The sequence below is a fragment of the Methanoculleus receptaculi genome (genome assembly GCF_033472595.1).
GTDB lineage: Archaea > Halobacteriota > Methanomicrobia > Methanomicrobiales > Methanoculleaceae > Methanoculleus > Methanoculleus receptaculi.
Map to the genome: position 1 here is coordinate 1,355,497 of NZ_CP137642.1, position 13,298 is coordinate 1,368,794.

Annotated in this window: 12 protein-coding genes and 1 tRNA gene; 8 read left to right on the forward strand and 5 right to left on the reverse strand. The window is 58.4% G+C overall.

Annotated elements, in window-relative coordinates:
- Nucleotides 1-116 precede the first annotated feature (116 nt).
- Nucleotides 117-755, forward strand: a complete 639-nt coding sequence (locus tag R6Y96_RS06940; protein ID WP_318620530.1) for a hypothetical protein — start codon at nt 117-119, stop codon at nt 753-755.
- 116 nt (nt 756-871) lie between these two features.
- Nucleotides 872-943: transfer RNA gene (locus R6Y96_RS06945), tRNA-Arg, on the forward strand.
- Nucleotides 944-1,305: 362 nt separating this feature from the next.
- Here R6Y96_RS06945 and uvrB read toward each other — a convergent pair.
- The 5 genes from uvrB to R6Y96_RS06970 form a co-directional block, all read right to left on the reverse strand.
- Nucleotides 1,306-3,249 (reverse strand): excinuclease ABC subunit UvrB, encoded by a 1,944-nt coding sequence (gene uvrB, locus R6Y96_RS06950; protein WP_318620531.1) that lies wholly within the window; start codon nt 3,247-3,249, stop codon nt 1,306-1,308.
- Complete coding sequence (gene uvrC, locus R6Y96_RS06955; protein ID WP_318620533.1) at nt 3,246-4,796, reverse strand: excinuclease ABC subunit UvrC; 1,551 nt, start codon at nt 4,794-4,796, stop codon at nt 3,246-3,248. The genes uvrB and uvrC overlap by 4 nt, the downstream gene beginning before the upstream one ends.
- A gap of 199 nt (nt 4,797-4,995) precedes the next feature.
- Nucleotides 4,996-7,800 carry an excinuclease ABC subunit UvrA gene (gene uvrA / locus R6Y96_RS06960; RefSeq protein ID WP_318620534.1) on the reverse strand — a complete coding sequence of 935 codons (2,805 nt, stop codon included), beginning with the start codon at nt 7,798-7,800 and terminating at the stop codon, nt 4,996-4,998.
- A 174-nt stretch (nt 7,801-7,974) separates the two neighbouring features.
- Entirely contained in the window at nt 7,975-8,430 is a 456-nt protein-coding gene (locus R6Y96_RS06965; RefSeq protein WP_318620535.1) for a ferritin-like domain-containing protein, read from the reverse strand.
- Nucleotides 8,431-8,802: 372 nt separating this feature from the next.
- Nucleotides 8,803-9,900 (reverse strand): transposase, encoded by a 1,098-nt coding sequence (locus R6Y96_RS06970; RefSeq protein ID WP_318620536.1) that lies wholly within the window; start codon nt 9,898-9,900, stop codon nt 8,803-8,805.
- 342 nt (nt 9,901-10,242) lie between these two features.
- Here R6Y96_RS06970 and R6Y96_RS06975 point away from each other — a divergent pair, with 342 nt between their 5' ends.
- The 6 genes from R6Y96_RS06975 to R6Y96_RS07000 all read left to right on the forward strand — a co-directional run bounded on the left by R6Y96_RS06975 (nt 10,243) and on the right by R6Y96_RS07000 (nt 13,133).
- The gene (locus R6Y96_RS06975) at nt 10,243-11,244 is read left to right on the forward strand and encodes a transposase (RefSeq protein ID WP_404810315.1); all 1,002 of its coding nucleotides are present in this window, start codon (nt 10,243-10,245) and stop codon (nt 11,242-11,244) included.
- A gap of 184 nt (nt 11,245-11,428) precedes the next feature.
- On the forward strand, nt 11,429-11,641 hold the full coding sequence (locus tag R6Y96_RS06980; protein WP_318620537.1) for a type II toxin-antitoxin system HicB family antitoxin: 213 nt from the start codon (nt 11,429-11,431) through the stop codon (nt 11,639-11,641).
- Between the two features lie 79 nt (nt 11,642-11,720).
- Entirely contained in the window at nt 11,721-11,858 is a 138-nt protein-coding gene (locus R6Y96_RS06985; protein ID WP_318620538.1) for a type II toxin-antitoxin system HicA family toxin, read from the forward strand.
- Between the two features lie 12 nt (nt 11,859-11,870).
- Entirely contained in the window at nt 11,871-12,005 is a 135-nt protein-coding gene (locus R6Y96_RS06990; protein ID WP_318620539.1) for a hypothetical protein, read from the forward strand.
- Nucleotides 12,006-12,244: 239 nt separating this feature from the next.
- Entirely contained in the window at nt 12,245-12,907 is a 663-nt protein-coding gene (locus tag R6Y96_RS06995) for a hypothetical protein (protein WP_318620540.1), read from the forward strand.
- An 82-nt stretch (nt 12,908-12,989) separates the two neighbouring features.
- Nucleotides 12,990-13,133: a hypothetical protein gene (locus R6Y96_RS07000; protein ID WP_318622538.1), complete on the forward strand. Its 144-nt coding sequence runs from the start codon at nt 12,990-12,992 to the stop codon at nt 13,131-13,133.
- Nucleotides 13,134-13,298: the final 165 nt, after the last annotated feature.

Sequence of the window (13,298 nt, forward strand, 5' to 3'; positions counted from 1 at the left end):
TGACACCGGGCGCAGATATGCATTGCTAATTGCGTTCGCCAGGGGAATAAGAGCGCCCTCTCATCCGCGGGATGATTGATAAAGACATATATACCCTGCTGCGCAATCCCTTTGCGATGAGTGGGGGCCATATACCTTTTATAGCAGCTGTGGTTCTACTGGTCATCATCCTTGCCTCTGCCGGGTGCGCGGAGCTGCCGCCAGGTGTAAGTACAGGACAATCGGGTGGAATTCCGCCGACAGAAGAGCAGAGCAGCGGGCAGGGTTACAACCCCGGCTACCTGACCCCGGCCACCCCCTATCCCACAGCGACACCGGACGTTCTTGCTGCGCCAACTCTCAACAGGTTCTCTGATACTGTGCCGACGAGCGACCCTTATGTGACCATCTACCAGAAGAAGTCAAAGTTTGAGCAGACAATTGAGGCCTACTCATTCAACCTGACCAGACCGCCGCTCATCATCGAGTTCAACGTGGAACCAAAGATGATCACCCGGGAGAAACATACTACAAGCAGTTATGGTGATAAAGATGAGATCGTCGTCACCCAGAGATACCCGAGCGAGGACGCCTGGTTCAGGGTGATCGTGCGGGACAGCGCGACCGGTAAGATTCTGGCCGAGGATGGGTTCGGGAAGGGCTTCAGCGCGGACACTCATAAAAGGATCTTCGTTGGCAGGTACGGGGACTACCTGCTCGAGTTCTCTGGAAACGAGGTTACTGTGGATATTCAGGTGCGCGTTGGCGGCGTGTAGTCGGTTGGATCAAGACTGCGTTCCAGGAACCCGCATGTTCTTTCCCGCTGACCGGGTGAGCAATCCTTTTTAACCAGGACAACCCTAGTTGTTAGGGTAAACGGATCCGTTCTTGTGTCCCGGTAGGGTAGCGGATATCCTAGAAGCCTGCGGAGCTTTTGACCCGGGTTCAAATCCCGGCCGGGGCGTATTCGATTTTGCTGATATCTCAATCCGGGGAGGGGACATGGTTGGGATTGCTTTCCCCCCTCAGTCCTTCGCCTGAAGGATTCTCTCCGGTATTCCAGCAAACCCCTCACCGAAAAGTTCCCTCGCGCGCCCGGGAACGAATTCCAGGGTGGTATCGCCACACAGCCCCTCCTACCTGCCCACGCTTTCATGCGGAGTTCCGGTGAAGACCCTGCAATGTACCCTCTCCGTGAACCATTGGGCCTCATCACGCGCTGTTATCCCTTAAAGATAGAAGACGAAACGCCGCACCGGCATCTTTTGCCGCGCACTTGAACACAGGGAGGGACGTCCGGTGGTGTGCTGTGAACCTGATTTGCGGTCACCCCCGGGCCTTCTTTGCCGCCCCCTCCCCCTGCAGTCTCCGGATCGTGTCGCGGAGGGCAATCGCCCGCTCGAACTCCAGGCGTTCTGCTGCTTCCCGCATCTCGGCCTCGAGCTCGATGACCAGGTTCGGGATCTCGGCCTTCGGGACGTGCCTTATATCCTTGATATCAACCTCCTTTTCGCGGATCGGTTTCCTGATTGTCTGTGGCGTGATCCCGTGCTGAACGTTGTAGTCAATCTGCATCGCCCGCCGCCGCTCTGTCTCCGCCAGGGCTCTCCTGATAGAGTCGGTCATTGTGTCGGCGTAGAGCACTACCTTTGAGTTAACGTTCCTCGCGGCCCGCCCGATCGTCTGGATCAGGCTCCGGGCATCGCGCAGGAACCCCTCTTTGTCGGCGTCCAGGATCCCGACCAGTCCAACCTCGGGGATATCGAGCCCCTCACGCAGAAGGTTTATCCCGACCAGCACATCGTACTTCCCAAGGCGCAACTGCCGGATGATCTCCGTCCGCTCGAGGGTATCGATCTCGGAGTGGAGGTAACGTGTCTTTATACCCTGGCCGGCCAGGTAGTCCGAGAGTTCTTCTGCAAGCCTTTTTGTGAGCGTCGTCAGAAGCACCCGGTCGCCGCGCTCGATGGTGGCCCTGATCTCCGCCATAACGTCCGGGATCTGCCCCTCGATCGGCCGGACATCCACCGCCGGGTCAACAAGCCCCGTCGGCCGGATGATCTGCTCAACGACGGTTGAGCGTTTCAGTTCGTAGTCACCCGGAGTTGCCGAGACGAAGATAACCGTCCGCATGTAGTCTGTAAACTCGTTGAACTTCAACGGCCTGTTGTCAAACGCCGAGGGGAGGCGAAACCCGTATTCCACAAGCGCTTTCTTCCTTGAGTAGTCGCCATGGTACATCCCGCGCACCTGCGGGAGGGTCTGGTGACTCTCATCGATCACCATCAGGAAATCGTGCGGGAAGTAGTCCAGCAGACAGTAGGGCTGTTCCCCGGGTTTCCTCCCATCGAAGTGGCGTGAGTAGTTCTCGATCCCCTTACACGTCCCGGTCTCCCGGATCATCTCGATGTCGTAGAGCGTCCGCTGGCGCAACCGGTGCGCCTCGATCATCCCCAGGTTCGGGAGCCATTCATCGAGTTCCTCCACGATCGATGCGATCGCCCGCTCTTTTGTCTCCTCCGGGACGACAAAGTGGCGGGCGGGGTAGACGAAGAAGTAGTCCATCGTCTCGACCCGCTCTCCTGAGGTCTTATCGATCTCGCTGATCCGGTCGATCTCGTCCCCAAAGAGTTCGATCCTTATGATGTTGCTGAAGTAGCCGGTGATAAGGTCGATTGTGTCGCCGCGCGCCCGGAACCGGCCAGGAGCAAGTTCGATATCGTTCCTCTCAAACTGGATATCCACGAGCTTCCGGAGGATATCATCACGCCTCATCCGGTCGCCGACCTTCAACTCGAACCCCAGCCCCCGGAAGTTCTCGGGGTTTCCAAGACCGTAGATGCATGAGACCGAGGCGACTACTATGGTATCAGGACGGGAGAGGACAGAGGCGGTGGCAGAAAGCCGCATCTGCTCGATCCTCGGGTTGATCTGGGCGTCCTTCTCGATGTAGAGGTCGCGTTTCGGGATGTAGGACTCGGGCTGGTAGTAGTCGTAGTATGAGACAAAATATTCCACCCTGTTGCCAGGGAAGAATGATCTGAACTCGTTGTAGAGCTGGGCCGCAAGCGTCTTGTTGTGGGCGAGAACCAGGGTGGGTTTCTGGACGTTCTGGATCACGTTTGCTATCGTGAAGGTCTTGCCCGATCCGGTCACCCCGAGCAGCGTCTGGAACCGCTCGCCGCTCTCGATGCCGGCGGTGAGTTTCCGGATGGCTTCGGGCTGGGACCCGGTTGGCGCAAAATCCGCTGTAAGTTGAAACCCGGTCATGGTGCCACCGTCTTCCTCCGCAGGTTCCTGTGGTAGGTGATCGCAAACCTGTGCGCCTCGTCGCGGATCTCCTGAATGAAGAGTGACGCCTTCTCGTGGCGGTCAAGCGGCAGTGGGTGGGAGAAACCCGGTATAAAGACCTCCTCTTCACGCTTGGCGATGGCCGCGATGGGGATGCTGACCCCGAGTTCCCGGAGCACGGCGGTTGCCGCTGTCAGCTGCCCTTTTCCGCCGTCGATCAGGATGAGGTCCGGGAATTCCCCATCCTCTTTCTTCAAACGGGTGTAGCGCCGGCGCACGACCTCTGCGATCGCTGCGAAGTCGTCGATGCCCTCGACCGACCTGATCCGGAACCGGCGGTAGTTGCGCCGGTCGGGTTTTCCACAGTAGAACCTGACCATCGATCCAACCATCGCCGTCCCTGAAAGGTGGGATATGTCAAAACACTCGATCGCGACCGGTAGGCTCGGGAGGTGGAGACGGCGTCTGAGCTCCTCTAGTTTGATCCGGTCGCCGAAGAATGTGATCTCGACGTTCTTTCCGACAAGGTCCAGCAGGTTCTTCTTCTCCCCTCGTTGCGGCACCACAAGACGGACCTTCCCGCCCCTGAGGTGGGAGAGGTAGATGGCGACCGCATCGTCCACAGGTTCGGGGAGGATCACCTCCTCCGGCGGTTCATGGTCGGCGTAGTAGCGGGCCAGGAACTCCTCGAGGAAACCTTCAGTCTCATCGAAGGTGTACTGGTGCTTCCCGGCAAGCGTCCCCCGGTCAACGTTGAAGAGCATCAGATAGACGGTTCCATCGCTTCTGATATAGTTGATGATATCCTCGTTGTAGGTCTTCTGCCGGTCGACATGTTGACGTTCGCGCAACCGCTCAAGAGCAGTGATCTGGTCACGGAGATCCATCGCCCGTTCGTAATCGAGGCGTTCCGCATGCGCCGCCATCTCATCCCTGAGCGTCCGGATGAGCCCGCCGATATCACCTTTGAGGACGGCCTCGGCCCTCCGGACTCTCTCCCCGTACTCCTCCTCGCCGATCCTCCCGATACAGGGGGCGCTGCACGAGCCGATGTGCGCCCGCAGGCACGCCCGCCGGGGAAGGCGACGGCATGAACGGAGCCCAAATAGCGATTTTAAGAGCCGGAGAAGGTCGTCACGTTCTCTCGCCGAAACAAACGGCCCGTAGTAACGACCGTTTTCGTCGGGTCCCCGGGCGACATGGATCCTTGGGAACGGTTCGTCGGTGATGTGGATGTAGGCGTAGGTCTTCGAGTCCTTCAGGTCGATGTTGTACTTCGGCTGGTGTTTCTTTATCAGGGTGTTCTCCAGGATGAACGCCTCAACCTCGGTGTCTGTGACGATGAAGTCGATCCCGGCGATGGCGTCCACCAGGCGTGCAGTCTTCGGGTCGAGGTCGTGGCGGGAGAAGTAACTTGAGACGCGCTTCCGGAGGTTCCTAGCCTTACCCACGTAGATGACGTTCCCCCCCTCGTCGGAGAAGAGGTAACAGCCAGGTTCAGCCGGAAGGGTTGCAGGGTCGATCATGGTTCAGGTGCTGTTTTTCCGGAGAGAGAAGGCCCCTCCGCGCTCTCGCGTAAGTCAACACCGCCGTTGACGGCGGCTCTCTCATATGTGAATACAGGTGTTGGAATCGATAAAGTCTTTGCAGGCAGGGGTCTCTGGGGAGGTGTTGCGGTAAACCCAGCACTGAATCGCAGCCCTAGCCTCTCGTGGGTGTCATCTGTCATTGTTTCAGTATCTTTTTCAAGAACGCCCCGGTGTGGCTCCCCTCAACTTCCGCGACCTCTTCAGGGGTTCCAGTCGCGATGACCTCGCCGCCGGCGTCCCCGCCCTCGGGCCCCAGGTCGATGATGTAGTCGGCTGACTTTATGACATCCAGGTTATGCTCGATCACGACCATGGTGTTCCCCCGGGCCACAAGATCGTCCAGGACGGCGATCAGGTTCTTCACATCATGGAAGTGCAGCCCCGTAGTCGGTTCGTCGAGGAGGTAGAGCGTCCTTCCAGTCGCCCGCTTCGAGAGTTCACGGGTCAGCTTGATCCTCTGCGCCTCGCCGCCAGAGAGGGTCGTGGAACTCTGCCCGAGGTTGATGTAGCCAAGCCCTACCCTGGAGAGTGTCTCGAGTTTGTTCCTGATGGAGGGGACGTTCTCAAAGAGGGCAAGCGCCTCCTCGACGCTCATATCGAGGACATCGGCGATTGATTTACCCCTGTACTTCACCTCAAGCGTCTCGCGGTTGTAACGTTTTCCCCGGCACTCCTCGCACTCGACGTAGACATCGGGGAGGAAGTTCATCTCGATCTTGATGAGTCCTTCTCCCTGGCAGGCCTCGCACCGCCCGCCGCGCACATTGAACGAGAACCGCCCGGCGTTGTAGCCCCTGACCTTTGCCTCCTTTGTCCCGGCAAAGACCTTCCTGATCTCGTCAAAGACCTTGGTGTAGGTTGCCGGGTTCGAGCGCGGCGTCCGGCCGATGGGGCTCTGGTCTATGACTATCACCTTGTCGATCTCTTCATCAAACGTGAGGCTATCAAACTCGCCGGCGGGTTCGCGTGAGTTATGGAGCCGCTGCATCAGTGCGCGGTAGAGTGTGTCGTAGATGAGCGTTGACTTCCCTGAACCCGAGACACCGGTTACAACCGTCAGGACGCCGATCGGAATCCTGACATCGATCTCCTTGAGGTTGTTTGCCCGGCATCCGGAGAGCCGGATGAACCGATCGCTCCTCCTGCGCCTGGCGGGGACCTCGATCTTTAGATCGCCCGCAAGGTACCTCCCCGTGAGCGAACCCGGTGTCGCCGCGATGACTTCTGGCGGACCTTCCGCGACTATCTCGCCGCCGTGGAGCCCTGCTCCAGGTCCCATGTCCACAACCCAGTCGGCGCTCCGGATGGTCTCCTCGTCGTGCTCAACCACGATCAGGGTGTTGCCAAGGTCACGGAGGTGTCGGAGGGTCTCGAGCAGTTTCCGGTTGTCGCGCTGGTGCAGCCCGATTGAGGGCTCATCCAGGACGTAGAGAACACCTGTGAGGTTTGATCCGATCTGTGTTGCCAGGCGTATCCGCTGCGCCTCGCCGCCGGAGAGGCTCCCGGCACTCCGCGAGAGCGTCAGGTAGCCGACACCCACCTGCTCCAGAAACTCGAGACGGGCGATTATCTCTTTGAGGACCTGTTTTGCGATCTCGCGCTCGGTCTCGGTAAGGTCTAGCGTCCTGAAGAACGAAAGCGCCTCGGTTATGGAGAGGTCGGTGACATCGACGATGGACTTCCCGGCGACCTTCACGGCGAGGACCTTCTCCTTGAGCCTCCGGCCGCCGCATCTTGGGCATGGGAGGACGCGCATGAACTTCTCGAGTTCCCGGCGCCGGTAATCCGATCTCGTCTGGCTGTGGAGCCGCTCTGCCTGGGGCACAAGCCCCTCCCATCTGCCGGTATGTGACCATGAGGAGTCGCCGTTCCTTGCCTCCACCGAGAACCGGAGTCGCTCGTTCGAGCCATACATAAGTACCCGATACTGTTGTTCGGTCAGATCCTTTATCGGCGTCAGGAGGGAGAACCCGTATCGGTCGGCCACCGCAGCGAGGTGGTGCACCCGGTAGCCGTCAACGTAGTTCCGGTAGAGCGCGACGGCGCCCTCGGCGATGCATTTGTTCCTGTCAGGTATTATAAGGTCGGGGTCGAACTCCATCCGGATCCCGAGGCCGTTGCACTCCTCACAGGCACCGAACGGGCTGTTGAAGGAGAACATCCGGGGCTGGAGTTCTTCAAACGCAATCCCGCAGACCGGACAGGCCATGAGCGAGGAACAGGTCTCCTCGCGCCCCTCGCTGTCGACGGCGATGACCAGCCCTCCGGCCTTTTCAAGGGCGTTCTCGACGGCCTCGGCAAGCCTTGAGCGCTCGTCGACGGAGAGGCGGTCGATGACAACCTCGATGTCGTGTTTGCGGTAACGTTCCAGGGTGATCTCCTCGTCTGTACGCCGGATCTCCCCGTTCACCCGGACTCGCGCATAACCCTCACGGTTGAGGTCGCGGAAAACCTGCTGGTATGTCCCCTTCTTCTGCCGGACTATCGGGGCAAGGATGGTGACCGTCCCGGTCATCGTGGAGGCGATCCGGTCGGCGATCTTCTCAGGTGACTGCGCCTCTATGGGGATCTGGTGCTCCGGGCAGAAGGGTTTTCCAACCCGGGCAAAGAGGAGCCGCAGGTAGTCGTAGACCTCGGTGACGGTGCCGACGGTGCTCCGTGGATTCTTTGATGTAGTCTTCTGTTCGATGGATATGGCAGGAGAGAGCCCTTCGATGCTGTCGACGTCTGGTTTCTGCATCAGACCCAGGAACTGTCGCGCGTAGGCGGAGAGCGACTCCACGTAGCGCCGCTGCCCCTCGGCGTAGATGGTGTCAAAGGCAAGCGTGGATTTTCCTGAGCCGGATACACCAGTGAGGACGATGAGTCGGTCGCGCGGGAGTTCGACGGTTATGTTGTTGAGGTTGTGTTCCCGCGCCCCCCTGATGATGATCTTCTTCATTTGGGTATCTGGATATTTTTGTCTTACTTCCTCATAGCCATTTGCTAATGGAAAGTTTTAAATATATAGAACAAAAGGGGGGGGCCGATGACACCGGGCGGCATCGGGTGTTCCGGCCGCCTCTGTCACGGCAGTTTGAGCGTGAGTAGAAGTTGTTGTGAGAGGTGGTGCCTATCACCACACCTCGGGGTATGCCATGTTCGTGTAGATATCCTCGAGCCGGGCTTTGTGCCCCTTCTCCATGTTGGCGAGCTGCTCAAAGACCATCTTCTGCTCTGCGTCTGCAGAGGCTCTGGCCAACCTGGAGTACATCTGGGCAGCCTGCAGTTCTTTCTTGATGGCCAGGAGCAGACCGTCGAGCGGCTTCATATCGACGGAGAGTTCGGGCTCGTCGAAAGCGTCGGTGACCTTGTAGTCGGGAGCGTCTATGAAGTGCATCTCCTTTAGCCCGCGGGTCAGCACCTGCTGCAGATACTCACGGTGACCCTTCTCGTCCTCGGCGAGGTCGAGGAAGATGGTCTTCAGGCTTTTGTCCTTCGCCCTGTCGGCAACCGATTTGTAGAAGGTGTACGATTCCACCTCGCTGTCTATGGCACTGCTGATGATCTTCTCAAAATCCTCGGGTTTCATATACCTACCTCCATGATCCTCTGCGATGGCAGAGTCCGTTCGCGTTCATTCGAACAATGCTATATAGGATATTGAACGGTTAAACCTTTTGCCTTTATTACTCCAGGACGGGGGGAGGCCATCGATCCAATGCCCTCACTGGTTTGATGGCAACTTTCAGCGACCACGCAAGATCCCTCCCTCATCCCCCTCACTCTGCATAATTAGAGTCCTCCACCTCATCTCCCACCCTCTCATAGAGACGATACCTCGAGCCTTGAGAGCAAATTGTGGCAGAACCTGGAAAACTGAAGACAGCTCCCGCTCTTCATGTCCCCCCATATTTCGGGGGGGGGAAAAGTTCCCTCAACTCCGACTGAGTATCAGATTCCCTCAGACCAGTGCACTCAGGTGCGTTGGATTCTTCAGTCCCGCGCGCAACCCGAACAGAAGGAGAATTTGATATGCTACGAAGTTGAGAGTCATATAGAGTTTCCGGCTCTCATGTCGGATCCCTTTGAGGTGAAAGGTTACAGAAGCCTTAATCCGGCCATGTATCCGTTCACACTCACCGCGGCTTTGTATGAGAGTTGGGAATTCCGGGTCGAGAAGATTCTTGTTTCGCAAATGCATCCCGACCTGTTCAACTCTTCCATGCTGGTATAGGAATCGCAACTGTTGAGTCAGGGGAGCATGGATATCTCCCCCTGCTCTCCAGAGTTTGTTGACCCAATGCCGGATGCGTGGTTCCGTCCCTTCTTCCTGGATCACTGCCCCATCCCGGGTATCAATACAGGGTCGAGCATTCAGATGATACCAGAGGTGTGCATGTGCCTCGTATGAGTCGTATCCGGTATCAAGCAGCACAAGACTGAGTTTAGGTTTCAGCGCCTCCACTCTCTCGATAAGTGGAAAAAGGTGGGTTAAATCCGCATCAGTCCCATTCGAGTAGACCATGGTGAGTGGGTATGGTCCGAGATGGAAGATATGCGCTTTATCCATCTTAACCTGGTAATGCGGGTGAAAAAGAGCATATCTGTCATACCGGGATGCTTCGATTGGAGTTGAATCGATGATCCCAACCCTCTCCTGCTGTGCCCAGAGAACAATTGCCTCACCGACAAGATGCATAAGCCGTTCCACACCTTCGACGCCGAGACGATATTTCACAAAATTGTGGAGTGTTGCAGGATTGGGCAATAGATACCCTGCTTCAGTCTTCTCTGCACCAAGGTTGAAACAATCATCCTCTGTCAGGAGACGAATTGTCCGGACATAGGACTGTTTCCTGAAACACTTGATGACAAGTAGTTTGATCATAAGAATAACCGGATAATGGAACCGAGAGACCTGTCTGGAGTAGTATTCTCGTTCAATAGTCTGTGCAATGGTGTCCAGATAGGGCGAACTGAGGAACTCCGTGAGAGAGAACCCTGGTTCAATCTCTTCAAATCCGCCTTTTTTTGCCAAAAACTCGGTGTTAAAGGCCATGAGCCATTTTGGGGCCAGGTATATATACCTGTCGGAACAGCCCTCATCGAGGCGCAAAAAAATTAGCAGACCTGGTAAATCTCCGGTAAAAACCAGATAAACTGGCAAGGTGCGCCAGAGGCGCGCATACTACCGGAAAAGAGAGAAGAGTTTATAAGCCAGATCGTTGATTTGATGGGCTCGGGGGAGGCCATCGATCCAACAGCCTCACTGGTTTGACGGCAACTTTCAGCGACCACGCAGATCCCTCCCTCATCCCCCTCACTCTGCATAATTAGAGAGAATTTCGAACAACCCCGTCTCATCCAAAGTACTTTATAGTCCCGGATCGACGTTTTTCCCATGAGTACGTTTACCAATTTCGCGATTCGGCACGAATATGCCTCTCTTGCCGCCCTGGGTGATCGACTGGGTGAGGTTAGCGGTCTGATCGACTGGGAAGCCTTCCGTCCTCTGCTTGCTGACCTCTACACAAATGCCGAGGGTCGAGGTGGTCGTCCGAGCTGTGACGTCGTTCTCATGATCAAACTGCTGGTGCTCCAGCAGTGGTATGGCCTCTCGGATCCTGAACTGGAGCGTCAGGCGACCGACCGGATCTCGTTTTGCCACTCCCCGGGTATCCGGAGACCATTCCGGATCGGTCAACGGTCTGGCTGCTCCGGGAACGCCTGGCCACAACCGGGAAAGATACTGCGATCTGGGATGAGTTCCAGCGGCAACTCGAAGTACAAGGGCTCACCATCAGGCGCGGCGTCATGCAGGACGCCTCGTTCATCACCGCCGAGCCCGGACATGCCCCGGGGCGAGCAGGCAGAGACGCGGCGCAGCCGCGACGGCACCTGGGCGAAGAAGGGGTCGAAATCCCACTTCGGCTACAAACTCCATGTCCTCATGGACAGGGACTACCAGATCATCCGCCGGATCGAGGCCACCACCGCGTCGCTCCATGACAGCAGGATCGACCTCTCCAGGAAAGGCGAGACGGTGTATCGCGACAAGGGGTATTTCGGGGTGGAGCCCCGGGCGTCCATGGACAAGACCATGCACCGGGCGACCCGCGGTCATCCGTTGTCGATCAAGGAGACCCGGGAGGGTTACCAGGATGATCGACGAAAAGACCACCCGGGAGCCCGGTCTTACGAGACGAACCGGGACGTAAAGTGGATCTGCCGGACGCTCGCGCGAATGGAGGCGCAGGACGAAGACTTCGAGGCCCGGCTCCGGCCCCTGAAGGGATGGCGGGCGGAGAAAGTAGGTGTTGAGAAGGGGATCTCAACGATCAGCGCCGGCGGGGTCGTGGGCAGGGTGGTGGCGGTGAGGGTGAGGGTGCTGGGTGGGGGATAGGGGTGCAGTGGACGTCAGGAGAGTGTGGATTCCGCAATCCTTCTCCGGCCTGACGACCGGGGACGTCCCCGGGGGTCCGGGTTTGAACCCGCGTTTGAACTCTTCCAAGCGGGCGAAATGACCACCCGAAGACGTCGGTCAGTATTATCATCACAAAGGGAGATGCTATTCTATCGCTGAGATCATGAGGACGTTCACGGCAGTGCTCTACAGGGAAGAGGATATGTACATCGCGGAGTGCCCGGAGGTCGGCACCGTCAGCCAGGGCCGGACGGTGGAGGAGGCGGTAGCCAACCTCAAAGAGGCTACGGAGCTGTACTTAGAAGAATCCCTGCTGGAAGACGGGAGAAGGCTGATCATCACGACGTTTGAGGTGACCGAGGGTGCCCGGGCTTAAGCCGGTATCTGGCGAGACAGTGATAAAGATACTCTCAAAACAGTATGGATTCGCCGTCAGCGGGTAGACCGGGAGCCATGTGCGCATGTCAAAGGCGACGCCCGGCGATAAGGTTGGGGCAGTCGTCCCGTTGCACGACGAGCTGAAGATAGGCACGCTCCGCGGGGTTCTGAAGCTGGCGAAGATTGATCCCGACGATTTTGCCCGGTATCTCTGAAGAGGATGCGGGATGATCCCGGAGAGATGCACGTTCTGCAAAGGGACACTGCAGGAAGGAAAGATCGATGCCGTGATGAAGGATGTCCACAGCGGCAGGCTCTGCTGCCGGCCCCTTGCGGCAGGTGGGGTTGATCTCACCAGGTGAGGGCGACAGGTCCGCCGGGACGGATACTAGTACCATCTGGACCGGCGGCAACACTCTACGACCGGTTTCGACCGGATAAGCGTTTTTTCAACGAGGTTTCTGCATCCAGCTCTTACGGTCAGCCATTTTCTCTTCCCCGTCCGCCTCTCCTCCGGGGGTTCCCAGGATGAACGGGGAAAAGACCACCCGGGAGCCCGGATGACCGCTCCTTTCTTCACCCCCCGCGCCCACTCTCCACTATGCTCAACGACCCCGAGATCATCAGGGCGGCCATCCGAAAGGCGCATGAACTCGGCGCAGACGTAGTGGGCACCGTCCCGGCAAAGAGGCTCATCGACTGCCCCTCGGCCATCGCGGAAAAACGCCCGGGCTCGCAGGACCGCGGCACCTACATCGTCCTCGGCCTCTCCCACGACCCGGAGCACCCCGAACTCGACCTCTGGGAGCCGGGCCGGGGGACGCCCGGCGACCGGATCCTCGCGAGGATCGGTAAAGACCTCGCCCGCTGGCTGCAGGAAGAGTACGTAGTCCGCGCCCGCCTCATCCCCTACCGGCTCGAGGACGGCGGGATCTACCTCAAAGACGCGGCCTCTCTGGCAGGGATCGGGCGGATGGGACATAACAACCTCGTCCTCGTCCCCGGTTACGGGCCGCGGATCCGGTTCCGGGCGGTATGGGCAGACCTGGACTGCCCCGAAGAACCATCACCGGAGGGAGAAGACCCCTGCGCCGGCTGCGAGGAGTACTGCATCCGCGCCTGCCCGATGGACGCCTTTTGCACCGGAACGTACAGCCGTGAACGGTGCCTGGCGCGGATGAGCACCGATAAGAAGTCCGGGCGGGAACGGATCGACCACTGCCGGGCCTGCGAACTCACCTGCCCTGGCGGGGACGAAGCGTAGATAATCCGGCAATGCTCCAGGGACCGCTGAAGAGGAGGGCCTGATCCGGGTTGAGCCGGACGCAGCAGGAGATACCATGAACGTGCTCGTGAGGACCCCGGACGGGGTCGAAGAGGTCAGGGAGGTCGATTCCGAATGGGTCATCCCCGGCGACGTCCTGGACGACGGCTCGGTCGTCCTCGAACTCTCGGACGACGACTACCTGGCGATCGGCCTGTACGACTGAGCGGTGCCGCCGTGCCCGTGGTGCGGGGCGTTCACAGCAGCATATGAGTTCATCTCAAAACGATCTCCGAGCCATCGGTATACCCTGATCGGATCCCTTACATCTCAGGTATCCGCCATCTGAGCCTCATCCTGAGAGCCAGGAGGGTGAAACGGCTTTCCGTTG